At 50.2% G+C, this 23,945-nt stretch carries 19 protein-coding genes; 4 read left to right on the top strand and 15 right to left on the bottom strand.

Features of this window, described 5'->3' with window-relative positions; all coding sequences use genetic code 11:
• Window positions 1-49: 49 nt before the first annotated feature.
• Window positions 50-586 carry a GYF domain-containing protein gene (locus SH527x_RS14330; RefSeq protein WP_437191359.1) on the bottom strand — a complete coding sequence of 179 codons (537 nt, stop codon included), beginning with the start codon at window positions 584-586 and terminating at the stop codon, window positions 50-52.
• Window positions 587-756: 170 nt separating this feature from the next.
• On the opposite strand from SH527x_RS14330, the gene SH527x_RS14325 reads away from it, so the two are divergent.
• The 4 genes from SH527x_RS14325 to SH527x_RS14310 all read left to right on the top strand — a co-directional run bounded on the left by SH527x_RS14325 (window position 757) and on the right by SH527x_RS14310 (window position 3,922).
• On the top strand, window positions 757-984 hold the full coding sequence (locus SH527x_RS14325) for a helix-turn-helix domain-containing protein (protein ID WP_437191358.1): 228 nt from the start codon (window positions 757-759) through the stop codon (window positions 982-984).
• Window positions 985-1,222: 238 nt separating this feature from the next.
• Complete coding sequence (locus tag SH527x_RS14320; protein WP_437191357.1) at window positions 1,223-1,837, top strand: RNA polymerase sigma factor; 615 nt, start codon at window positions 1,223-1,225, stop codon at window positions 1,835-1,837.
• The gene (locus SH527x_RS14315) at window positions 1,821-3,710 is read left to right on the top strand and encodes a protein kinase domain-containing protein (protein WP_437191356.1); all 1,890 of its coding nucleotides are present in this window, start codon (window positions 1,821-1,823) and stop codon (window positions 3,708-3,710) included. Before SH527x_RS14320 ends, SH527x_RS14315 begins: the two co-directional genes overlap by 17 nt.
• Window positions 3,707-3,922 carry a hypothetical protein gene (locus tag SH527x_RS14310; RefSeq protein WP_437191355.1) on the top strand — a complete coding sequence of 72 codons (216 nt, stop codon included), beginning with the start codon at window positions 3,707-3,709 and terminating at the stop codon, window positions 3,920-3,922. The genes SH527x_RS14315 and SH527x_RS14310 overlap by 4 nt, the downstream gene beginning before the upstream one ends.
• Before the next feature lie 61 nt (window positions 3,923-3,983).
• On the opposite strand, the gene SH527x_RS14305 is transcribed toward SH527x_RS14310, so the two are convergent.
• The 14 genes from SH527x_RS14305 to SH527x_RS14240 all read right to left on the bottom strand — a co-directional run bounded on the left by SH527x_RS14305 (window position 3,984) and on the right by SH527x_RS14240 (window position 23,781).
• Window positions 3,984-4,805, bottom strand: a complete 822-nt coding sequence (locus SH527x_RS14305; protein ID WP_437191354.1) for a hypothetical protein — start codon at window positions 4,803-4,805, stop codon at window positions 3,984-3,986.
• Between the two features lie 36 nt (window positions 4,806-4,841).
• The gene (locus SH527x_RS14300; protein ID WP_437191353.1) at window positions 4,842-6,224 is read right to left on the bottom strand and encodes a DNA methyltransferase; all 1,383 of its coding nucleotides are present in this window, start codon (window positions 6,222-6,224) and stop codon (window positions 4,842-4,844) included.
• 86 nt (window positions 6,225-6,310) lie between these two features.
• Window positions 6,311-7,318: a hypothetical protein gene (locus tag SH527x_RS14295; RefSeq protein ID WP_437191352.1), complete on the bottom strand. Its 1,008-nt coding sequence runs from the start codon at window positions 7,316-7,318 to the stop codon at window positions 6,311-6,313.
• Between the two features lie 34 nt (window positions 7,319-7,352).
• Complete coding sequence (locus SH527x_RS14290) at window positions 7,353-7,598, bottom strand: IS1096 element passenger TnpR family protein (protein WP_437191351.1); 246 nt, start codon at window positions 7,596-7,598, stop codon at window positions 7,353-7,355.
• An 89-nt stretch (window positions 7,599-7,687) separates the two neighbouring features.
• Window positions 7,688-8,389: an MAE_28990/MAE_18760 family HEPN-like nuclease gene (locus SH527x_RS14285; RefSeq protein WP_437191350.1), complete on the bottom strand. Its 702-nt coding sequence runs from the start codon at window positions 8,387-8,389 to the stop codon at window positions 7,688-7,690.
• Window positions 8,386-9,531 (bottom strand): DUF262 domain-containing protein, encoded by a 1,146-nt coding sequence (locus tag SH527x_RS14280; RefSeq protein ID WP_437191349.1) that lies wholly within the window; start codon window positions 9,529-9,531, stop codon window positions 8,386-8,388. The genes SH527x_RS14285 and SH527x_RS14280 overlap by 4 nt, the downstream gene beginning before the upstream one ends.
• A 14-nt stretch (window positions 9,532-9,545) precedes the next feature.
• Window positions 9,546-10,868 carry a DNA methyltransferase gene (locus SH527x_RS14275; RefSeq protein ID WP_437191348.1) on the bottom strand — a complete coding sequence of 441 codons (1,323 nt, stop codon included), beginning with the start codon at window positions 10,866-10,868 and terminating at the stop codon, window positions 9,546-9,548.
• On the bottom strand, window positions 10,868-13,627 hold the full coding sequence (locus tag SH527x_RS14270) for a DEAD/DEAH box helicase (RefSeq protein WP_437191347.1): 2,760 nt from the start codon (window positions 13,625-13,627) through the stop codon (window positions 10,868-10,870). Before SH527x_RS14270 ends, SH527x_RS14275 begins: the two co-directional genes overlap by 1 nt.
• Window positions 13,628-13,641: 14 nt before the next feature.
• A complete protein-coding gene (locus SH527x_RS14265; RefSeq protein ID WP_437191346.1) occupies window positions 13,642-14,157 on the bottom strand; it encodes a hypothetical protein in 516 nt (171 codons plus the stop codon).
• A 10-nt stretch (window positions 14,158-14,167) separates the two neighbouring features.
• A complete protein-coding gene (locus SH527x_RS14260; RefSeq protein ID WP_437191345.1) occupies window positions 14,168-15,487 on the bottom strand; it encodes a lipase family protein in 1,320 nt (439 codons plus the stop codon).
• Window positions 15,487-18,735 carry a DUF1156 domain-containing protein gene (locus SH527x_RS14255; protein ID WP_437191344.1) on the bottom strand — a complete coding sequence of 1,083 codons (3,249 nt, stop codon included), beginning with the start codon at window positions 18,733-18,735 and terminating at the stop codon, window positions 15,487-15,489. Before SH527x_RS14255 ends, SH527x_RS14260 begins: the two co-directional genes overlap by 1 nt.
• 3 nt (window positions 18,736-18,738) lie before the next feature.
• Entirely contained in the window at window positions 18,739-20,259 is a 1,521-nt protein-coding gene (locus tag SH527x_RS14250; RefSeq protein ID WP_437191343.1) for a hypothetical protein, read from the bottom strand.
• Window positions 20,260-20,275: 16 nt separating this feature from the next.
• Complete coding sequence (locus tag SH527x_RS14245) at window positions 20,276-21,271, bottom strand: hypothetical protein (protein ID WP_437191342.1); 996 nt, start codon at window positions 21,269-21,271, stop codon at window positions 20,276-20,278.
• On the bottom strand, window positions 21,271-23,781 hold the full coding sequence (locus tag SH527x_RS14240) for a DUF499 domain-containing protein (RefSeq protein ID WP_437191341.1): 2,511 nt from the start codon (window positions 23,779-23,781) through the stop codon (window positions 21,271-21,273). Before SH527x_RS14240 ends, SH527x_RS14245 begins: the two co-directional genes overlap by 1 nt.
• Between the last annotated feature and the right edge of the window lie 164 nt (window positions 23,782-23,945).

Raw genomic sequence — 23,945 nt, 5'->3', positions numbered from 1 at the left:
TTTGCGTTCAGGGGGAACGGAAGAAGAATCACTTGAGCCAGAACGTGGATCACTTGTCCTGCTTGAGATATCGCAAATAGGAGAGATGTTCAGCGACTCTGAAGGCCAGCAGGCAGGATTCAAGAATGACACGGGCAACGACCGCCCAGATGATGCAGCCAAGAAGCATTCCAATGATGGAGAACGCCGCCTGCAACGCAGGCTGATTAAAGAGAGCGTAAACGGCACCGATGCAGGCCAGTATCGCCAATCCAATCAGCACGATGGCGAAAATGAACCCGATCAAGCTGGGGGTGGCAAATCGCTCAAACTTCAGATCGAGGAACCAAAGTTTCTGCGACACTTGATCAGCAGCTTCGGTCGCAGCCCGAATCGTTTCAGGACGGACTGGACTTCGTCCCATTGAACCGTTGGGAAACAACCCTTTGACGCTGCTGGCCTGTTTCCAGTTGGTCCAGCCTTCTTTCCAGATGAGATCAGCAGGTGACAACTCCCCGTTTGTTGCCAGTTCTTTCAGTTCCGCAGTGGAAATTGGCCCGAGTTTCTGGTCCCCCTGAGCGTAATGCCATTCTTGAGTGTCAGCCATCAGTGGTCTCTCCAAAGGTGATCGTGAATTCAAAACGTCGAGGGGATTGATCTGGGCTGGCTGAGTCCGATCCTCTTAGCAGTCGCTGGCCCGTAACGATGGAAACATTATTGCGGTAACGTAGACTATAGTCCACAGACTTCCCGGCACCCCGAACATAAGTTCGGGCCATGCTGGGAGATGAACTCAAAAAGGCCCGAATCACTGCAGGACTGACTCAGGAACAACTTTCCTTTGAGGCGGAGTTGGACCGGACCTACATCAGCCACCTGGAGAACAACCATAAGTCGCCGACCGTGGAGGTCTTGTTCCGGATTTGCGATGCCCTGGGGATCACAGCCTCCGAATTTCTCGCCCGTGTTGATGCGGGACGAGCAAAACGGAAGCTCCGCAAATAGTTCCTGCCCGACAACTGAGTTTGCCCTTTCGTTGCCTGATCGCTGAATCTCCGTTCGAAATCGACCCTCCTGCTCTGGTCTGCGACAGGACAGCGCCAACTGGGCCAAATTTTCGAAAAGAAATTTCTTGGCCCTTCTCGATCGTCGCCATCGCACTTCCGAATGGGCTGCCTGCGACAGCGGTCTTTCTTCCCGATAAACTGGGCAAACACCTTTTGTCTGAGTCGGGGAAGTGACGATGCCGCAGCCGCCATCCATAGGAAGTGATACGCAGCTTCAAGGTCTCATTGACCGAGGACTGTCGGGAGATACGTCGGCACAGGAAGCTCTCCTCGATCATGCTTGTGACCGGCTCTTGCGGCTAACCCGAAAGATGTTTCATGGGTATCCCAATCTGCGGAGATGGGAGCAAACGGATGATGTGTTTCAGAACTCAATGGTTCGTCTGCACCGAGCCTTGGCCGATGTCCGAATCGAGTCCGTGCGGCACTTTTTCAATCTGGCCGCCGTCCAGGTGCGTCGGGAACTCTTGGACTTGGCCAAGCATCATTTCGGTCCTGAAGGAAACGGAGCCAATCACCATACGGATGGACAACCTGCCGACGAAGACGGTGGTTCTCTCCACAATAATGCCGATGAGCCGGAAGACCTCTCCTCCTGGAGCGAATTTCACCAGCAGGTGGAAAAACTGCCTGAGGACGAACTCGAAGTGATGAACCTGCTCTACTACGAAGGGCTGACGCAGGAAGAAGCTGCCCAGGTCCTGGGGATTTCGTTTCGAACATTAAAACGACGCTGGCAGGCAGCGAAACTGAGACTGCACGAGGAATTGAATCGTGACGGACACGGATGAGGAAATTCTGGCAGACCTGCTCCTCCGCTGGGAGGAGTTGCGGGAGCTTGGCCAGGAGACACCGGCCAGTGAACTGTGTCATAACCATCCGCAATTGATTGAAGAACTGTCCCGACGCATTGAAGCTCTGAAAGTGATCTCCTGGCTCGACAAGCCGATTCAAGATCGTGAGACATCGGTTCCTCCAAACCTTCCTTCTCATGAACCCAGGACACTTGTCGGTCGTTATCGCCTCGATGATCTGATTGCCGAAGGAGGGTTTGCCCAGGTCTGGCGAGCCTACGACCTGGAATTGCAGCGAATTGTGGCGGTCAAAGTGCCGAAGCCGAGTCGTTTGCAATCGGCTGACACCTTTATGGCGGAAGCCCGTCGAGTCGCTCGCCTGAAACATCCGGGCATTGTTCCGGTCTTTGATGTCGGACGGGAGGGCGATCTGTGTTTCATTGTCTCTGAGTTTGTGGAGAGTGGCAGTCTGGCCAATCATCTGGTGAACAGTCCTCCTTCTCCACAGCAGGCCGTCCGCTGGATCATCGAGATTGCCGATGCCCTGGAATACGCCCATTTGCATGGTGTTATTCATCGGGACATCAAACCAGCGAACATTCTGATCGACCACCACAACCGAGCCTTGCTGGCTGACTTTGGAATTGCTCAATCAGCCAACAAAGCGGGTAAGGAAGCTCTGTCACTCGGGACACTGCGGTACATGTCTCCTGAACAACTGGAAGGGAAGCCGGTCGATCCACGCTCGGATGTGTTCAGCCTGGGAGTTGTTTTGTACGAAGCTCTCACGGAAAAACTCCCTTATTCTTCCTTGAAGCCAAACGTCTTGCGTCGGGAAATCGTGGCGGGAATCAAATGTGTTTCAGTCTCTGGAATCTCACCAGAGTTGAAACGGATTTGCGAGAAATCACTTCAGCATGATCCGCAACGTCGTTTTACCTCGGCCGCACACTTCGCTGCTGACTTACAGCGTTCATTGAACCCTGCCAAACCATCATCATGGAGATGGATTCTCCTCATCTTGGTTCTGGCTGTCGGCATCGGAGCAGTCATCTGGTGGCGATCCCAGCAAGCAACACAAGAATTGCCGAAGGTTCCTGAAGAGTTGCCGGTTGCAGAACAGCTGGTCGAGGAACCTGCACCCCTCACGCCACCTGTTTTTGAACCGCAGGTGATGTCCGCACCAGTTGTAGAACAACCATCCTCACCGCAGTCGAATCCAACGAAATCTATTGCTGAACTGATGGCATCAGGGCAACGTCATCTTGATCAGAAGAATTTCAAACAGGCAGATAAAGTCTTCAGCGAGATCGTCTCACTCGATCCCGAAAATGCCGACGCCTACGACAAACGAGGGGCCAGCAAATTCAATCTCGGGAAGTATCAAGACAGCCTTGAGGATTTCAACAAAGCGATTGATCTCGACCCCAAACGTGCAGATTTCTGCATGCACCGGGCACTCGCTCATGCACAACTCCAGCTGTTCGATCTGGGAATCGCCGACGCCGAACAGGCACTTCGATTGAATCCATCCGATCCCGCCCAATGCCATGACTTGCTGGCCCGGCTCTACTCCAATCGTGCTGCCCAGAAATCACGGGACGGGGAGTATGTCGATTCCGCTGTCGATGTCACCCAGGCCATCAGGCACGATCCCAATGCCGCTATCTTTTACCATCAGCGGGGAAGCTGCTATTTCAATCTGAAGGACTTTGAGAAAGCCGCAACCGATTTTGGCGAAGCCCTTCGCAGAGAACCCAACAACGGGACTCACTATTTGCATCGTGGATACGCACTCAAGGCATTGGGACGAGATAGCGAAGCGGCAAAGGATTTGGCCAAAGCAAAAGAATTGGGAACCAAGCCATGAACCGCCGCAGGTTTCTGGGAACGATCTTGTTCGGAATGGGAACCAGCTCCATTGCAGAAGCATCCCTTCAGAAATTCACTTTCAAGATCAAAACGAAATCCGGCGGCATCGTCGGGAATGTCCTCATCGAAGCTGGTGATGTCGAAGCCGCCAAAGTGAAACTCTTCAAACGATATCCTGGCTGTCAGATTCTCAGTGTGAGTGTGAAGTGAACTGGAGAAGCATGTCCCATACGTCGGCGACGAGGCGATCTTCTCTGTCTTGATTCTTGCATCATTGAATTGAGTCATTGGCCCCCTTCATTAGCGGAACAATACTCATCGCCCAATCGATGCACTCACTCCCCAAGAAATGCTCAAATAAGCGATTGGTAGTGATGTACTTCGCTCGAATACGACCTGAGGCTTGAGAGTCCAATCGTAGTCGTTTTTCCTCAGCAAGAATAAACGCCAAGGCTTTTACATCGTTCGGAAAATCGGGAGCGTCGCATGATGCAAGATCATCGGGGAGGTTGTCGATCTGAGAATCCACATGGTAGCCGGGCAGCTTGATAAACGGGTTCAGGCGGATGCAATCGCCGTTGCGTTCAAATCTACGTTCTTTACAGAAAACATCGATTAGCCCGGGGTCCGCATATTCCACTGCCTGCCATGCCGACGGGCATATCGTAACACCAATCCAGTCACTATTGTCCGCATGCGATTCCGTTTCATATGCCTCTATGAGTGCCTTTCCAAAAAAGATTGAGTGCTGCCGACGTGAATCGAGTTCAACAAAGAACTCGCCAAAAGAAATTGCCCCTCGACAGGGAATATCCTGTGCAGCCAATGCTGACCAAGCCATACCTGCAATGGCATACACGTCAGAGAAAGCCCAACTTCCCCAGCCTTGAGGGACTTGGTAGAAAATGATCGTGTCCGAAAAATAGAGAGTTCGGAAATCGTGGATGCTCGATTCTCTTCGGGAAAACTCACACAGAACTTGGTCTACAATTCTATAAACGTCACCAACCGCTCTGCTTTTCACAATCTCTTTGAATCCAAGGATGTCGAGATAGAGGAGATATCGCCCCTGCTGCATTTGAAAGACATCCACTTGATATTCCTTGCGGTAAAAGTCGTTGGCCTGATGTCACTCCGACGAATAATCAATCCTATCCATTGAAGGAGCATCCCCACCATAGGCAAGTATTCGGCGTTCAGCGAGTTTGCGATAGTGCGAGTCGATTTCAATACCGTGGTAGTACCGCCCTAGCTGAGATGCAGCGATTCCACAGGGAGCAACTCCGCAGAACGGAGAAGCCACCATGTCTCCAGGATCAGACAAGGCATGAATCAGCCACCGCATGACAGCAACCGGTTTCTGACAGGGATGTTGCTTGAGATTTGTTCCTTTGTAGACAGTTTGAGGTGTAGGTGAGACGCAACAATCGAGGTTATGAAGTCCATCACCCCATGCTCTGCCGACTGGGAGAACTTGCCGGGTGCAGCCGATTCGACGGTATATGAAAATCGGCTCCCAAGATTCCTTAAAAGTTTGTCGACTCTTTTTTGACCATGCGTTGCTGACGTGCCAGATCAGCAATTCTTGAAACTGATAGCCATTCAACGATTCATCGAACCACGTCCGTCCTCGCCATAGGTTTTCCTGCGACCAGAAGATCGCAAAGAAGTCGGCTCCCGAGGCAGTCCATTTTTGACACCACTGGCGAGTGTATCCATCTAAGTCCTTCGGTTCCCAGGGTTCGTTTGTGATGCCGTATGGCGGATCGGCAAGGACTAGCCTACAAGGAGTCACATTCTGGACAGACGTTATCGTCCACGTCTTCTTTCCGTTTATTCGCTTTTTTGCTTTCGCTTCTGCGTCAACTTGCTCTCGGTTTCGGGTTGCTGTTTTTTGTTGCCGAATCTCTTTGGCTGCCTTTAAGATCGCTCGCTCATCAAGCTCCAAGATGGCTTCGAGTTCTTCCGCATCGGCATCCGCCAGAATGGAAGCTGCTGAAATGCTGACTCGACCTGCATCCATAGCATGAATCAACTTGGAAGTACCATTTTCGACAACCTTCGCAGCTTGTCGGTAAGTCTTGTCATTACCGAAACCAGCTTTTTCGGCAGCGACCTCACGAGTCTTTTTACCAGCAGCAACTTGTGGAATTTTTCCCACAAGTCGATCAGTTCTCTGCCCACGGCGATTACCAACCTGTTTCTCGATGGCCTTGGCGATGGCAACTCGTTCCGACGGAGTGAAATCCTTCCTGATTTCGTTTTCAGCATATTCGCCATAGAGGATGCTTTGGACATCCACGATTCGAGCAAGAATCGACTTCGATTTGAGAATCTCTTGGTGTGCCCGCAGTCTCCGTTCCCCAAAAACCAATTCCAGCTTCTCGGTCACACCAATCGGTTGGAGTAGCCCGTCCTGGCGGATGCTCTCGGCCAAGGATGTGAGATCGCCCATGTCCTTTCGATGGCGATTGCCGATCTTGATCTTGCTAATTTGAAGGACTTTGAGCATCTCTGGTTTTCAGTTTCAAGGCGAAGTTTTGTGGATTCTAGTTGGGACCGTGATTGCATATATCGGCCAGCATTTCAACTTAGAATTCACGAATCTCCCGTTTCTCGACGAAACCGCATCTGCTCTTCAATCTCCTGAACGGTCTCACAACTCAAAAGAAGATCGAGATCGCATCGCACTCGTCGGTTATACATTCCGCCTCCGGTCTTCAAAGACCGTGGAAGTGAGACTGGAGCGTCGAGATGCCAGACTGTGCAAGGAACTCTTTGCCTCTTCCTTCGTGGCTGAGCAAGTTCTGGAACGATATCGTCAATAAAGATCGAATGTTCAATTCGATTGACTCGATGAATTGAATCCACGCTCCCATGCACTCGAAATGCAAAATAGAGAGGTCGAACCGTGGGATGGGTGCTGTCCCAGTACAAACTGTATTTTTGATGGATATCCCAAAAACTCATTCCGCCAGACCAAAGCGGCTTCGTATTGATCGACGGAATCCAAACTTCCGTCGTAAATGCTTTCATTCGATACTCCTGATCGAGAAAATTGTAGAACGAGCGAATCCAGTTCTTCGAATGCTCAGCGAGCTTCTCGCTCAACATGAGTTTGACACATCCGGCAAAAAGCCGTGTCCAAGAGAACGAAACCAAGTGCCCAGTCAGTTTGCAATCTTCAACTGAATACCGTTCAACAAAGCTGTCATCAGGTGACTGCACCATTGCGACCAAAATCTGGTGTGGTTCATCGGAAAAATGGGGCAGGTATTTTTGGCATTGCTGGAGTGTGGGCAGCGCAAAGCCGACTTTTGCTTCAATGATGATGTGGAAATGCCCAGGCAGGTGAAGTTCAATATCAGTGATACCTTGTCCCGCAATATCACTCCGATACCGTTGGAGTTCGATGCGAGTGTTTCGCAAAGACCGTAACTGAATGCCAGTAATCTTCAGCTGCCTCAGGAAATACTGTAGGAAAGGAAGGCATTGCTGGAAGGTATACCCAAGTGCGAATGACAGGGCATTTTCATTTGTGCCAAGAAGCCCGAACGGAGAATTCACGGGTCGGGCATATGCGTGCAGTTGCGGCTGTTGATTCATTCGAGTGCGTTCCCTTCACTGGCCGAGGAGAGTGTCACTTCACCTTCCTCATCTCCTTCGTCGCCTTTCTGACATCGAATGCCTCCGGATCGAATTCGCTCAACCATTCGACCATTTCATCATGGCGTTCATGCCTGGGATCATGGAGTGCAGCCAGACCGTCAACATAGCCCCAAGGTCCGCCGATTTCTTCTGGAGGACATGCACGTCCTCCTTCTAGACACAATGGGAATTTCGTCTTGGAGTCGGTTTGTGGATCGTTGCAGTTCTTTGAGTCCACGAAATTTGTTACTGCAGAACGACGTTTCGTCGATCTTGCAGAACTGGTCGGAAACGATTGCGTAAATTGCTTCTTAAATTACCTTCGCACTACGGACCAGATGGCACAGACCGCAAATATTTTTGCTCATCCAGTGCCTCGAAGATGAATGTCACAATTCTTCGCATGATGCCTAACACCGAAGCCTCAAGATTTCGGTATACTTCAACCCTGATGCCAGATCGAGCACTGCCATGAGCTATGTCGTTTCGTCGCCTCAGCAGTTGATTAACTATGCCTTCATCACCCTTGAACTCCTCGTGATCAAAGCCCATTCGAAATAAGGTTTTACGAACGACGGTTGGCGTAAGATTGGATTCCGTGTCTAGCACGACGTCAATAGGAATATCGATGGTGGAGGCGAGGACGTCATGAAGTTTCCCAGCAAACTCAGCGTGACGACAAAAGCGATGCAGTACTGTGTCGTCAGGAGCGGAGCCTCGAAAGAAATCGCTCTTTTTGTTGGGATCATTTAGGGAATGAAACAATTCGGCCATGCTTGCCGCAATGATGCTTTCAGATGCGTTTCCACATTGAAGCCCCATGCGGTTCAATTCAGAGAGATAAATTGTAAATGCCGCTTTCCAAAACCCTTCGAAATGTGCGTATAACATCACAACCAAGCTTTTGCAGTATCGTTCTTGGTCGTCAGCATCGGAGAGATCAGATAGCCGATTGCGAAGAAACCGCATCTCGTTCATTCTCCACGTCAATTCATCTTCAAGTTCCGCTCGAATGTCATCTAGGTTCACATCTTCTCTCCGATTACCTTCGACACGTACTCGATTCTGTCTCGTAGTGGCCCACGTGAGTTCTTTCCTCCTCCCGTAGTAATGTTACGAAACTCCTGATCCTTCTTGATTTCCCAGCAAACTTCCTTGAGCTTTTGCATTTGCTCAGAGTCATCTGGGTCAAGAGAAGCCAGATGTGGCTGTAGTCCTAATGTGAACGACTCAAAATGATATACACTGAACGGCTGTCTGCGATCACGGCGGTCAATGTGAGAGAACGACTCATCGCCGAGAGATGCCTTCAAAACCGAGAATGTCTTCGTGAATGCCTGTCGTTCAGCTTCGTAATCAAATGTCAGCGACCCTTCTCCCGGATCGGATACCTGCTCCATATACTCCGTTAGGAAAGTTCCTACTTCGTGGACGTATTGATCTCGCCGGTTCTTGAATGCGAGGAATCGAAGCACCAACTCTTGATCAAACTTTCTATCCACTTGCTCATTGGCGACCTTCGAAATGCACTCTTTGAATCCTTCGGATCGGCTGCATTCTACCAAAAACTCATTGAACGTATTGTCGAGAAGGCGTATCGTGCAATTCCGAATCTCTTGCTCGCTGAGTAATTCTCCGCCCGTATTCAATCGTTTGAACATGTGATAGCGGAGGCGGTTGTCGCTTTCTCGTCTTACAACCTCAACACGCACGAACGCACGCTTGAGCTTGATCTCAATGGCCCTTGGCAAGGAGACATAGGTAGCACCATTCAACTGCTCAACTATGTCGCAGTCTACGAGCGTAAGGCTATCACCCTCAGCAATTTCTCTGTGTGGAGCAACCAACTTCCCTCGGAAGTGCAGATATGATGAGATTCGTTGTAAGCCATCAATCAATTCGTATTGCCCCTCCTCCAATTCAATGACGAAGAGTGGTGGTAGAGGAAGCTCAAGAATCATGGACTCAATGAATCTCGACTCTTTGGCTTCTGACCAGCGGAACAGTCTCTGAAACTCAGGCGAGATTACCAATTCTTGATTGCTGTACATGTCCAATAATTCATTGAACGAGAGATCGAGACTTTGGGTACGAACCTTCGCAATCTGCTCGTCAGCGGCCCGAATCAAATCGACTGGTTCTGGGCGTTCTTGTTGTTCGTTGTTGGGCATCACAGCCTCCTGAGTTATTTGACAAGCCATAGAACGGACTCTGTCGAGTCTGTCGTAGTACGGTACTTTCGAGACCGACTATTCACTCGGACCATATTTCGATTCCACTTAAAGTCATGTTGTTCAACGAGCGTCAGCCCACATTCATGAGCAATCTCTGTTGTGTATCGTGCCAGATCAACATGCAATTCCTTGTAGTACGAATCTTGTACAACTAATACGCATGTTCCGTGTGGTTTGAGAATGCGGTCAATTTCACGCATTGAACACTGGAAATCGGAAAAATATTGGCGAAGCAGCTTGTAGTAATAGTTGGCTGATCCTTTTGAAGGATGAGTGCGGACCTTGTTGAGCAATATATCGCAGGCATCTCCAAATTGATCTGACTCATCTGCTTCCTGGCGAACAGCCGGAGCACCCATCATCGCTTTGCGTAGAGCGTCAAAATCTCCGTTCAATGACAAGCCAAGGACTGCAAGCTCCGGCTTTGTAGCCACGGCGTAATCAATTCGTGTGAGATACGGTGGGGACGTCAAGACAACATCTGCAACTGCGTTATCAGCCGTTATTTGCTTTGATGACCCCACCACCACTCGTGGTGCAACTGTTTGAAGTGGTTGCGAAAGTCCATTGTTCATTGCATCGCTTAGCGTCCGAGTCATTTTGTCGACTTCTTGACGGAAGCGTTCAAAAACTCTCCTTCGGGCAGGGCGAATTCTTTGCCTATGGGATTTTGGTGATCGAATCCACGTTGGATTCGAACCGACAAATGACGCAACAAAACTTCGAGTCGTCCGAAACAACGCAGTGAGAAAGAAAGCAGAGATAGTTGAGAGGCCTGAGATGCTGTCGGTTGTACAAGAGGGTTCCATGCCAGTTTGAACGAGCAGGTTCCAGATTGAGCGATGAATCTGTCGAAATGCGAGGGCACTTTGGGGGTAGAACCATTCAGCCAACGGATCGGCAGCGTTTACCAAGCCGTTGTTGTTGTGGTTTGCTGATTGGATGATTTCTTCCGCTAAAGGTGCGATGCTTGGGGTCGTACCAAGATCGAGTAGGGTGCTCTTTGCGGCGACCACCATTACAGGATTGATGTCGAATCCGACAACATTTGCCCCCATGCGATAGGCCGTTGTAGTGGTTGTGCCGCTACCGTTCCACGGATCAAAAACGGTATCCCCCGGCTTTAGATCGAGAGATCGCAATACATCGTAAACAAATGAAGAACTGTAACCTGCATAGTAAGGGAACCAATTGACATGTTTCGGATGTTCGTTGTTGTTTCGCTTGGGGTTTTGTGGGATTGATGTCCTATTGCAGAAGCGTTTTTCTTTCATCACACAACCTCCACCCAGCTCACGAGACGGGCGTCGTACCCTCGGTTCTCACCAAGGAAGCCTCGGTGGATGAGTTCTCTTTGAATCATTGGTTCCAGTGTTTCAGCCAGCAGGTCAATCTGGGGTGCAGAGTTGATTGATGCCGGTTCGAGATGGAACAAGCGATCAGCTTGTTTCTCCCAAGAGGGAATTCGCTGTCCGTCAATGTCCACAGCCAGCGTCAAGAGATGATTGCGTGTTTCACCTCGTTCCCCTTGAGTTGTGACTTGCCAGATAGAAAGGACACCAGCCTTCCCATCTTCACTTCGAACACGAATGCCGACTTGATCATAAGATAATTCACGAAATCGTTGCATATACTGCACAACCAGGGGATGATCGAGTCCAAGAAGATCGGTGGTGTCGGATTCAATAGACGCATCCCGATCAGTAGTAAATCGAAATGGCTCACCGTCTTCAGATGTCTTTGTTACATAGACCGCTCCGTCTTCGATGCGAAGATCATTTCCATCTTCTTCCACGGCTGCTCGGACAAATCGCACAATCTCATCCATTCCTTGGCTGGTGTCCGAAAACGGCTGGTAGTCATCCAGAGAAAAGCCGTCCAAGTCTTGAAACAATTCGTAGACAACGTTTCTCGCCTCAGATGCATTCGCCAGAGCTTGGTCCAACTCAAGTTCTGTTCGCTTCAGTTCAGGGTCGGATATCGCCTGAGCGTAGAGACTCTCATAGCTGAGTCTTTCTGAAAGCTGACCAAGAATCTGAGATCGCAAGTCTTCAGCAACTTCGCCATGTTCATCGACTTTTCCAAGAGCTTTGGCGATTTCCTTTAGTTTGTCGTCCAGCAGCAGGAAAATTTTGCCTTCAATGGTGTCGGAAAGAACAAGGTTGTAGACCTGTGCAGTATGGCGTTGGCCATAGCGGTGAATACGACCGATTCGCTGTTCCAAATCCATTGGATTCCATGGCAAATCAAAATTGAACAAGACACGGGCATGCTGGAGATTGATTCCCTCCCGACCAGCAGCCGTACAGATCATCACTCGTGGGCCATTCGGCTGTTTGAACCGCTTCTCTGCAGCGAGTTTTGAGCCGTGATCTCCCCCTTTCAGAACAACGACACCTTGTCCCGGGTAAGCCTTTTCGATTTCTTCGCTCAGCATTTCGACGCTCCCTAGGTACGTAGCGAAGATAACGATTCGCTCTGAAGAATCTTGTTGCCACAGCGTTCCAAGTGCATTGGTCAGATTTTTGACTTTTGTTTCCGTTTCGCTTGGAAATTTTGTCAACAGCTCTCTGATACGCTGTCGTTCCTCTGGCAATGCCAGTTCAACAGCAACAACAGCCGAATCTTCAGACGCAGTTGTTGCTGTTTCCGATGAATACTCGCTGGACAAATCAGCGAGTTCGTCGTCATCCATGCGTTTCACGATCTGGCGTTTCATTTCTGCCAGGATGCGTTCCGATTCGATCTCGCCGAGGCGATCTTCGGAAAGATGGAACTCTCGTCTGATCAGCTGGCGAGCTTCTTCAAATGCGGCATTGCGGGCTTCGATATCGAGCTTACTGTCGTGCACCAAGCCTTCTTGCACAGTCAGGGCAATCATGCGACGACGTAGCGTGCGGTGGACGGCGGCGAAACTCGATGCAGCAATCTTCTGGAAGATCGTCATGACGAAGCCGAGTGCCCGCCCTTTACTTCCTTGTTTTTGGGCGAGTGCAAATCCATCCATGAGATAGACTTGAAGTTCGTTATAAAACACTCGCTCCGCATCTGACATTAAGAACGATTCGGTATGCACCCAGCGACGGGCGAACAATGTTGAGCCATCAGGACGGCAGGCATCTGCTTTGGTGCGACGGAAAATAATTGAATTGAGCCGATGTCGATTCTCGATCATGTCTTCTGGGCTGGAAAACATGGTGGGATCGAGCAGTTTCATCAGCATGTAGAAACGATAGTGATCCCCTTGATGCGGTGTTGCTGAAAGCAGAATCAAATCTCGACTGTGACCCTTCAATGATTCCGCCAAGTTATAGTTCTCTGTTTTCTTTGACTTCCCGCCTGATCGAGAGGCCGTGAGGTGCTGGGCTTCATCAAAGACGACCAAATCCCACATTGGGGCTTCCATGAGCCGTTTCACTCGAGCCCGTCTCTTGAGCGTATCAACACTGGCAATCAGGCGGTCATGTTTGGCGAAGGCATTGGATTTACGGTCGGTGACGTCCCCTTCGCTTCCAAAAACTTCAAAATTGAGATTGAAAACTTCGTTGAGTTCCCGGTGCCAGTTATTCACGAGACCTGCTGGAACAACCATCAACGCTCGATTCAATTCACCTCGACTGGCAAGTTCTCTCAAAATAAGAGCGGTCTCAATTGTTTTTCCGAGTCCAACTTCATCGGCGACCAGATAACGCCGAGGAGAGGCTGTGGCGATGCGATGGGTTAGCACGACCTGATGCGGCAACAGGTCGATTTTGGCAGATGTGAGTGCCGCTGCTCCTTCGAGAAGTGGCAATGCGTGAGCTTGGTAGGCCAACCAGGCTCGACGATTTCGGAAGACGCCAGCACCGACACTCCGAACAATGAGTTCTGAACGAGGGAGGATGGGAGTCAGGGAAGCCAGCGGAACTTGACGTTCCCCATTGCCGAAGAAAACCCGAACGAATCCATTCGTTGCTTCAGCGACGATCACCCCTTCGCCGTAATCGGCGTGGCGAATGCGTTGACCTGGCTGAAGGGGCATTTGCTCAGACATGTTCTGGATACTTCTTACGAAATCCTTGGATGATACAAGCCCAGGCGAGTTCCCTTGGCGTCGTGAATTTCTTTCAGATCGTGCTGTGCTCCGTTGAATAGACAATGGCTCAGGGGAATCTGATGATTTCGGTGTTCACCGCTGCAATGCCAGAGCCACGCTTCCTCACTCATGTTGTGTTTGAGGCGAACCGGTTCCACAATCCAGAAAATCAACGCTGCCTGATTGCCACCATCAGCCACTTCTCGCTGGTAACTGACAATCGTCGGGTAAATCTTCTGTTCAAGCCAGTTGGTCATCTCCTCTGGGGGAAGCGAATCAATGCAGGCTTCCAGGCCAGCGACCACCAATGCGCAATCATTCACCAGCCGGAGTTCGTTTTCCTGCCAGCCACGGGAATGAAGTTGACGAAACTGACGCAGACTGATGATCTGCTTCGGCGAACAGAGCTTGTTCAACTCGTCAGCATCCCACAGCAGCGAGATGCCTCGACGAGTCCAAAGATCATCGTTTACAAGTGGTGCTGGCATATTCTGTTGTTCAATTTGGAGGTTGAATCGAATGGGTTCCTGAACCAGTCAGAAACTGGATCATCATTCGGTAGCTGTCCAGATAGTGATCTGAAGGATTCGGCAAATAGCTGGAATAGGTCTGTTGAGAAGTGTATGTCTTTGTGCCATCTGATGTCGTGACAGGTTGATTCTCTCGCTGAAGCTGGCGGATATACTCTTTCAGCTCTTGCTCTGAGAATGAATCCAGCTCTGGATGAACGAAGGTTTCTTTTGGCGGCTCAGGATTCGGTCCACTCGGAGATGAGGTCAGCGTAACACGTTGAGAACGTTCGATTCGACCGTTGTTGTAGTGGACCATATGACCGAAATGCAGATAGGGGTCGACAGCTTTGACAACTGGGTCCATCCCATTGACAAAAAACACGTATCGATCTGCGAGTTTGGATTCCAGTAAACTCCTCATGTTTTCACGGATCACCTTTGGCTGTCCGAATGTCATGACTCCGGCGATCTCATAATCTCCATCGACAAGCAGATCATGGGCACAAACGATAGCCAATGCACCGCCGAGACTATGACCAGTGATCCAGACCCGCTTCGCCTGATATCTCTGAAGCAATCTCCGAACTTGCTGATGCATCGAGTTCGGAGACTTGGAGTTGCTGTAGCCACTCCGGAAACCTCGATGCATTCCGCCTGATCCATTGTTTGAATTGATGAAGATCAGGTCTTGCACGACATCGTGCCAGCCGCTTTCTGTTCCACGAAAAACAATGATCGCATCGTTGTTAGATTTTACGACGTAGCCATTCATTGAACCCGATTCAATTGTCTCCGCCTGAAAGCCTCGATTCTTAAGTTCTTCCCGTGCTTCGACAGGAGGTCGATAGGAGATTTGACACAGGTCAAGCATCAACTCTGCCACTGGCCAGTCGGCATATTTGTCGTTTGTAGACCACTGGCGAGCCAGTCTTTCAGCATCTGTCAGAACAGGAGAGGGAGGAATAACTCGATCGGACCGGTCTTCATGGTCTCTTTTTCCATCCCATGGACTTTGAAACTGGCTGAAACTCAGCACCAACAGCGAGGAAATGATGAGACCTTTCCCTGATGATGAGTAGAATTGACTCCATTGTTCACTCAGAAAACGCTGAGTCGAAATCACCAATGCCAGCACCCCGAAGACGGCACCGTAGGGGGAGGATCGGGTCATTTCGACGCCAATCGCCATCAGGACGATCGCAAGAAGGAATCTGCTCCATGACGGCTTAACTGTGGCGACGAAATAGCTTTGCCAAACAGCAATGATTCCCAATGAAATGAAAATCAGGCCCGCAATCTGTTCCATCACTCATCCTCCAGATCGAACAGGAGCCGTTCTTTGACGACGACTTTCTCGTTCCTTTTCTTCCAGTCGGAATAGATCGATTTGGCTCGTTTGGCGGCGGATTTCATGTCGGGGTCGCTGCCGTGTTTGGTAAACCAGTCGAGTAGGTCGCCGATGGCGGGATGGGGAGCGAAGCTGCCGCTGTTGAGGGTGTCGCTGGCTTTGATACCGCTGTCGTCGTAGCAGGCACCGATCAGGAACCACGTCTGGTCGAAGTCTCGGGACATTCCCTTGCGAGACTTTCCTTTCCACTGTTGTGCCCATTCCAGCGGGTGCTTGATCGTGAAGATTTTCTTCACTTCGTTGCACCAACCCCGTTCGAGGAATTCGGAGGGGGAAACTCCTGTACCACGCAGGTGCTTCTGCATCTGGTCACGTTCGAGACTGTTCCTGTCGGCGAACAGGCGAAGGAACTGCCGGGTGTACGGCTCTGCGAGCACGGGCGGGGCTTCGCTGGTGGTATCGCTCTCGTCATCGAGTAGCTGGTTAATTCCAACGAGGGCGTCCTTGACGGTGAACTCGTCCTCCCGTCCCTTCTCGATGTACACCTTACCGTAGTGCCGGGAGTAGTATTCGAGAGCCTTGCCACGGCGGATCACTTGCAGGTCCGCCTCGCCGAGACCTTCTTTCTGGTGTTGCTCGATGATTTCCTGAAGTTGGCGAACGTCTTTCATGATTTGACGACGCAATCGTGCCCAACTAATTGTCTCCGGCTCTTGAAGGCGTTTTCGACAAACGTGAATGATGTCGAATTCAATCTTCTGTGCTCCGAATTCTCCTTTGCCTTTTGTCTCATCACTTCGAATCGGATAGGTAGATTCAAGATAGAATCCAGCATCAAACAAGCTTGTCAGAACAGCGACCCAAGGCTCGTCTTCGCTGTGATGGAATGTGAATGCGAGAACTCCACCCCGTTTGAGAACCCGAAATGACTCCCGCCAACACTGAGTCAAAAGGCGTTGGTAGAATTGATCGGCTTCCTCACTGTGTCGAGCACGATTGGATACAACCTCTAAAGCTTTAGGGGTAGAGTCGGAATCTAGTAAATCGCTGTACCGATGACCTAATACAATCTTGATCCATACATAGAAGTAATCCGCCATTTCGGAATACTGAACCAGATCACCAAAAGGCGGATCAGTAATTATCAAATCTAACGACTCGTCTTCATGATTTGACAGGCTCGATGAGGAGTTGCATGTCAGTGTAGCATCTTCTGGTGAATCGCCCGTAAGAACTTTGGTACTCTTTCCTTTCAGTGAGTGCGATGATACACGCCCTTGCAAATCTTCATTCGAAGCAAGCTCCCAAGGAGCTTCACGCCATTCAATACTCTTAAAAATGTTCTGCGAACAAGACAACCAGTTTCCACGACCCAAGTCATGAAAAACACAGTTTTCAACAGGCAATGATTTAGGACGGTAATTGTTCTTGCTGAAGTGTGGTTCCAGCGTGTCTCGCTGGGGATTCCAGAGTGTAAACATGCACTGGTTTCTCAAGTATTGTTGAAAAGCCCCGGCTACAAGTTCAATTTCTGGCGAATTACGTTCCTCAACAAGTCGGAATATTGATCGTGCAAAGAGAGAGTGGGTATGGAGTTGCCGTTCGTTAAACATTTTCCAGAAGTGTGTGTAACCATGATGACGCACCGACCAAAAGTCAGCTTCAAGACCGTAGGGAATCTCCTGTCGAGGCCAGAAATCATTTAAGTCGGTTGTGCTGCGTACCTGCCACTCTCTTGTAGCTGACGTGATGAGTGAAATATCGGGGAGGGAAAAGAAACGACCACCATACGATGCATTCGCCTTGTCGCAGAGCGGGCAATACCCTTGAACTGCGTAAGCCGAAATCGGCGGTGTTGTCCCGTATCGTTTCGCTGTCGCCAAAATATCTTGAACCGTACCGCATTCTCCGCAGGCGAAATGCGACTTCTTCGGTACAGTACCTCCTTCGCTCGAAGTGGAAAATGTTTCTCCTGTAGTTGGGCAAGTGACGTGAGATGGAAGGCTTCCACGGACTTCGATTAACTCAAGAGAACTGCTCCGTTCTTCGTACCACAAGCAGGTAAAAGTCGCATTGTCATTGGTGCTTCCGCCCAGACGGTTTCCGTTTGAATCCGTCCCTCTTGAACCTTTCAGCCAGCGGGGATTTACAAATAGAGTGAGAGCGACATTCTTACTTTTAGCCTTACCGAGTGATACTGATTCTCCGTCATTCGCTGCCTTCGGATCACAATGCTTATTGCCGCAGTGTGGGCAGGTGTAGTTCCCCGCTTGATCCATCACCGTATACGGTGGTTCAGTATCTACAACAACAAGCTTCGCAGTCGGTGCCATCCGAGAGTCTGTTTTCTCGATGTCGAATTCCTCACCGCAGGCTTTGCATTGTTTTCCTGCCCAAGCCTTTACTGTCATCGTTTTGACTGAGATGATGGGATTGGACATGATTGGCGTCCGATGGTTACATTCGGATGCCTGACACGGACCGTGCTTCGCCCAAAACGTGTAAATAACTTCCGGTCCTTCGTACTCGTACTCTGGGCGTTGTTCCGGGGTAAGTAAGAGCGGATCGAAGTTCGCCCCCATCACCTTGCCGGATGGCTGGTGCGTCCATTTGCCTTTGTGCCCACGAGGACAGTCGCAGGCGTAGAAGGGCATGATCTGCGGCTTGACCTCGGCTTCGATGGTGTCGAGGAGCTTTTGGACCTCCTTCGGATCGACCTGAGCCAGTTCGTTCTTGACGACCAGCCAGGCGACCGGATTGAGGTCGTTGCCGTACATCTGCATTCCAAGTCGGGCACCTTCAACGATGGTCGTTCCGCCCCCCATGAAGATGTCGGCCACTTTCAGCTTGCGGAACGCTTCATTCTTCTGGTGGTTGCCGTAGTAAGAATCCCAGACCAGCTTGGCAGCTTCCGCTGGGTCATCAGGAGCCTTCGTCGCCGCAGCGATTAACATCGCCCGAAACACGCTCGACCGCCGCCGTGCCCACCATTTCGACATCTGATAAATCGGCTTCCCAGCGTTCCCCTCGATGGCAGCAACATGGTTGATGGGCAGAATCGGAAAATCGACTTCCAGGCAGGTCTTCGGACGATTCGGATCAGAGAAGTCCACGGACTCCAAATGCAACTCCCGCCCAGCCCCCACCGCCTCGGCGACCGCTTCCCGAAGTTCTTCCGCTTTCGTCTTCTTCTTGATCTTGGCCATGGACTACTGATCCGCCTGCTGACTTGTGAGAAAATTCTTCACCCGCTGAGGTTTAAAACTCCATCCGTGTTCGAGGTTGACTTCCCCGGAAAACCCTAATGTCTGGGCGACAAAGAGAATTACCGTTTTTTCCAGTTCTCGGTAATATTCCTCCACTGCATCGCCGTCTTGGTCACTGGCAGGCAGCTCTCCCTCATGGACTACTGAATTTCTCTTGTCCACGAATTCTTGTTTCTTGAGTGAAAATTGATGTTTCGCCAATTGGTAGTTTAGAAGGTGCTTGTAGTGCTTCCATTTCTCCTCCTTTGCCTTTTTTTGACACTCCTTTATGTCGTCTATACACCTTGTGATCTTGCTGCTTTCAAGTGAAGAATTACCTGATAGAGCGTCAGCGAATTCAAAGCGAAGCACCTCAGTCCAATGTCGATCCCAACCTGGACATTCTGAAATTCTTTTATTGATATCACTCTGCTCACCTAGGGGCATCTGGCTAATCAAGGCGTCAAGCTCATCGGAAGAGTTAGTCTTGCAGACCGATCCGCCCTGAACTGCATTTCGCCGCTTATTATCCTCTCGCCAATTTTTGACCACCAATCGATTCAGCATGGATGTGAGAAGCGATATTGCGACAATTCGCCACTTGCTGTTGATTCTTGCCGAGAAGAAAAAACCAATTGTTTGACTCCACCACAGGAGATCATCTTTGGCTTTCAAATTAGGGGCTGCTGTTTCCAAAAATGATTTCAGATTGTCTTTTTTCCAATCATTAATGATTGGCAGACCACCTAGGTAATACGGTTCCATCGGAGGCATCGGAGTTCGGAAATACTTCTTCAATTCCGTACTATCAGCGTCCACAGTTCTGCACGACGTCCAGGTGATGTCACGGCAGAGAGCCAACGTCAAAAGCTCGACGATGATGTTCCCCCAGTTCTTGATCTCATCTGCGGAGTCTCCATCTTTGTAATCAGTCGAGAGCGTTCCGGAGATTCTGGCCTCCTGTATATTCAATCGATTTTTTTTGTGATACCAGTCATCTTTAAGGAGCCATGTCCGCCCACTAACTGAAAACTCGATTTCCTCACCAGAATATTGATCGGATCGTGAGTGAATGTTCCACACTTGGTAATTCACCAGTGAAAACGACCAGCGTTGAGGAGTTGTGTTTTCGTCAAGCGATTCAACATAGTCTCCAAGCTGAAGCTCAATCGTGAGAGTACTGACAGCATCCGAAGATGACGAATAGGGAATGCACTTTACCCAAGGCAACGATGCTTCGAACGAATAAGGCTGGTTTAGAAATTGGCCTTTCACTTTTGCGTCGGTAATAACGTCGCTAACGGAGGATTTGTCCCGAATTTTTGTTTTCTGGTCATCGGGCAGTCCACATATTGTAATCGAAATTTTCTCTGGTTGATCGAACGCTCCGTCAGATACAACGGCATCACATTCGACATCATCACCCTTCCCAACTGGTGACAAATTAACTCGAACTTTCGCCTTCCGGGTGCCGTCTGCTTTCATGCCCGCAATTCCTTGTTTACTTGCTCAACTCGATAAACGGCACAAAGACTTCCAGTAGCGATAAGCCTCCGTGATGCAAAGTGGGGTAGCCGCCGGAACTCTTCCATTTCCGCCGACCAAGAACGTACCGATGCGAGCCGTGGCAGGTTCCCAACTGCAGATCAATCGGCGGGACCCAGGCTCCATCTTCGTTGTCGCTGGTCGCTGTGCGCCCGCTTTTGAACAGCTTCTTCATGTATTCCGACTGATCTTTGTCTCCCAAATCGGGAAACAGACCACAAGCAGCATATCCGTGATCGCTGGTGATCATCAGTCGTCGTCCAGTTGCAAGTCGCTCGACGAACGCCCAGAAGTCATCGGATGTGAAATGCTCATGGGCTTCTCTCGCTAACTTGTGCAGCCCTTCGCCGGGTACCGAGAGGTCATGCATGCGGATATCAGGAAAATGGTGCCAGAAGACGATTCCCTGTTGAGTGCCCACTAAGCTGATACAGTCCTTCCAATTCAGATTGGTCGATTCCGTCGTGGCTCCTGGCAATTTATGGGCACCGCCAGCACCATTGTTTTCCAATGCGGATCGCTGCGAGAAACCAAGCGATTTAGCGAATGGAGACGTTTCACAAGGGAGTTCAGCCGCACGAGGTCCAGCGGAATGAACAGTAAAGCCACGCACCCGTGCCTGCTCCAGCAACCAAGGGGCTTCTCTCAGGGAGACACCATCCAGGATCAAAATCGCTTTGCCACCCTGAACACGGTTCCAAAATTCCGCTAGCCCTGCACTGGCTTTAGGAACATTGTCTTCGAATTCGTTCCACAAGTCCCAGCAAGAGCCTGAAAGCGTATTTTCAAGTTCCGTAATGCTGCGATCTCGTTTGACGATTTCGCTATCAACAGAAGCGGATGTGATCGGAGTTGAAAACGTCTCCCAGAGATGGTCGGCAATGTCACTCCAGGCCTGTTGTGGAGGATTGCTTGTCACCGATTCGAGAAGTCCAACAGTGAATGAGGACATCAGCTATTTTCCTCCTTCTCAAGATCGAGTGCATAGGTGACCCCATCGGGCAGATGTTTGATGAGAGCCTGAAGCTGTGCCCCCGTCATCTTCCCGATTTTCAAGGCAACATTTTTCACGCTGGTGGCCGGACCAATCCCCCAGGATTCCACCTGACCCAGCAAATTCAAGCCAGATGTCGGCGGAGCTGAGCAGGGTTTGTTGGTAACGGTCTTCTCTATACCCGAGCCGCCGAAGAGGTTGCCGGGAACACCACCATTTCCAGGAACCGCTCCCCCGGGTGTTGTCCCGCTCATTCCAATTTGAGGAGCGGGGCCGACGATGACTCCAGGAGAGGAGACTGTCGCTGTCACAGTATTGGGATCGACCGTGACCGTTTTGCCACCACTGACGGTAATCGAATCAGGCAAATGCATCTTGGTTTCATCCAGATGCTTGCCGGTTCCGAGTTCCCCTTTCATCCGATTCCAGGCACTCTCCGCATCTTCGCCTGGCTTTGCTTGCAGCATCTTAAGACCACGCACATCGATGGCGATCAGGCCTTCCGCACAGATGCGAATCACTCGTTCTTTGACGGCAATTTCACCGAGCCAGGGAATACAGGGCTTGCCACCTGGTCGAGGTTCCCGGAGGTCTTTTAGAAGTTTGCCGACTGACTCGGAACTTTCAGCGAGCTTCAGGACATACTCTTCGAACTCTTCAGGGATGAAGATTTCTTCCCGGATAATGCGATCCACGGCATCAGGGATTTTGTCTCCCTGAGCATCATGCTTGGCTTCGTCAAAGCGACATTTCGCTGGCTCTGCGTAATTCCATTCGCTGAGGACGGCGAAACGGTCAAAACGTTTTTTGAGCTTCGGGATGAGTTCATCCTTGCGGAATGAACGTTCAATGTCTGCGTAGACTTTCTCGGTGGCTTTCCACTTCGACGCCAAATAGACCGCTCTGGCGAGAACGATCAATTCTCGGTCATCATAAGTATTGTTCATGTCTTTCGGAGGAAGCAGAAAGCGAATCGTGTTCCGCCCTTCCTGAAGATAATCTTTCAGCCATTTTCCAAGGACACCTTCGAGCTTTTCGAGATGTTCAGGAACAACGATCAGGGGCAGACGAGCATCCCAGGTTTTAGGCTGCTCTTTCTCTTCAAACTCAGACCAAGGATCGATCTGCCACTTTTTCTTGAGCACGACAACTCGGTGTTTTGCCGAAACGTCCTCTGAGCCACCAATGACCGCACGGATTTCCTTGGCGAGATGCTCAACGTCTTCGCCGTTCTGAAACAGTTTGTTGTTTTTTGCATGGGCCAGCAGTTTTGACCGAGCATTCTCTTCCTGCTTGAAGACGAGCCGACCACCGACATGATGAATGTTGAAGCTGTTGTCGACGATGTTTGAGAGTTCGACTTCAAACTGATTGTCATCAATCGCCTTGTCACCTGTGATATCAATCTGAATTTCGTGAGGCTCAGCTCCTGCCATCTGATCGACAGTCAAAGATCGAAGCCACAGAGCACTGATAATCTCTTCTGCGTGAGGGATCGTGGTTTTGGGATTGGGAACTGCTTCGACGACAGCCTGATAGTTTCGGAGGGCCTTGTCTCGCAGGTCTTTGTGTAGCTGATTTGCAACGGAGTCCAGAAGGGATGCCACGCTGCTCTTATCATTGGTCAATGAGAAGTCGGCAGCAGTGATGATCGGGTCTTTTTCATCGTGATTTTTGAAGAGATCAACCAGAATCTTGATCAAGTCACGAGTTTCTTGGGCATCAGTTGCGATCAAAACCTGATCGTCCAGTAACTTCAGGAGATGTGGAGCGAAAGGAAACGACTCAATGAAATCCTCAGCTTGCTTCTCCTGATCCTGTACAGCCACCTTGGAGAGGCGGAAATACTCGTTGACGTGAGTGCTGACCGCATGGGCAATGTCGGCATTCGGAATTTGCATCCGATTTTCAAAAATGCGGTACAACAGCAATCGTTGGCGATCCCGTTTTGCATACGGACCCTTGAAATCCACATCAACTGGATTTACCCGGCGAATCTGTTGATAGGCGTCAGAATTCCCTTCACGTACCGAAACGACCAGTACGAGTTTGTCTGGTTCTTTTTGAGCGATTTCCGAGAGAATCTGGATAAAATTGAAGGCCCAGTTTCGCCATGGAAATTGTTTCGTATTCGTGAGACCTTCATACCAAGTCTGGAATTCATCGAGAATCAGCACGGTCGGCTGATCGGCAAACATCTCCATCAGCAGATCGTAGCTGGGGACGTCAGTCTTCTTGTCTCCCATCCCTGACCATTTCGCTTCATACCACTGCCCTTTGGGATGACGCTGGAAAAGAACATCCCAAAGGTACTTGTACCGCTGAAGATGCATGCTCTCGGCAATGACAAAGCAGTCATTCCGGAGTTTGAGATCAGCAATCTGAGGACTCTTGAGATGAGTCGCCCATTCGTTCAGCCACGCAGTTCCTGCATCAGGGTCATGGGACAAATGGTAAAGAGCCGCCATCAGGTGCGACTTCCCTTGACCTCTCGAACCGAGAAGCACAACGGGGCGGGAATGACCAGGGCCGGTCGCTTCAATGGTTTTTAGTAAATCATGAGAAGGGTACGTGATTTTCAAAAAATCAGCAGCCTGAACTTCCAATGCACCAGTGCCTGACTGGTTCTTGA

This window comes from Planctomicrobium limosum (genome assembly GCF_051465645.1).
Lineage (GTDB): Bacteria > Planctomycetota > Planctomycetia > Planctomycetales > Planctomycetaceae > Planctomicrobium.
This window is presented reverse-complemented; position numbering and strand designations above follow the sequence as displayed.